This is a genomic window from Streptococcus sp. HMSC072D03, from assembly GCF_001812855.1.
Classification (GTDB): Bacteria; Bacillota; Bacilli; order Lactobacillales; family Streptococcaceae; genus Streptococcus; species Streptococcus salivarius_D.
In genome coordinates this window covers 4,699-5,561 of sequence record NZ_KV810625.1, presented here as the reverse complement: position 1 = coordinate 5,561, position 863 = coordinate 4,699, and the positions used below count along the sequence as shown (strand labels likewise).

1 protein-coding gene is annotated in these 863 nt (G+C 54.1%); it reads left to right on the top strand.

The window, feature by feature from the left end; translation table 11 throughout:
• The coding region (locus HMPREF2877_RS10905) for a hypothetical protein (RefSeq protein ID WP_176745179.1) at positions 1-863 on the top strand (863 nt) is incomplete at both ends.

Here is an 863-nt window from a genome sequence, read left to right as displayed (position 1 = left end):
GTTGAAGCGCTCATTGAGGCACTGGTACTTGCTGACTCGCTAGCACTGGTTGAAGCGCTCATCGATGCTGAAGTGCTGGCTGATTCTGATGCACTTGTTGAGGCGCTCATTGAGGCCGACGTACTTGCGGACTCGCTCGCACTCGTTGAAGCGCTCATGGATGCAGACGTACTTGCTGACTCGCTCGCACTCGTTGACGCACTCATCGACGCGGACGTACTTGCGGATTCTGAGGCACTGGTTGAAGCACTCATCGACGCGGACGTACTTGCCGATTCTGAGGCACTGGTTGAGGCGCTCATGGACGCTGACGTACTTGCTGACTCTGAAGCACTCGTTGAGGCACTCATGGACGCTGACGTACTTGCGGATTCGCTAGCGCTTGTTGAAGCGCTCATGGAAGCACTGGTACTTGCTGACTCACTTGCACTTGTTGATGCACTCATGGAGGCAGATGTACTTGCTGACTCACTTGCACTTGTTGATGCACTCTGTGACGCGGACGTACTTGCGGATTCACTCGCACTTGTTGAAGCGCTTTGCGATGCGGACGTACTTGCGGACTCTGAAGCACTTGTAGAGGCGCTCATCGAGGCAGATGTACTTGCTGACTCGCTAGCACTTGTTGAAGCACTCATCGACGCGGACGTACTTGCTGATTCACTGGCACTCGTTGAGGCACTCATTGAAGCTGAAGTACTTGCTGACTCGCTCGCACTTGTTGAAGCACTTTGCGATGCGGACGTACTTGCAGATTCAGACGCACTTGTCGATGCACTCTGTGACGCGGATGTACTTGCGGATTCTGAAGCACTAGTTAAGGCACTCATCGACGCGGACGTACTTGCCGACTCACTCGCACT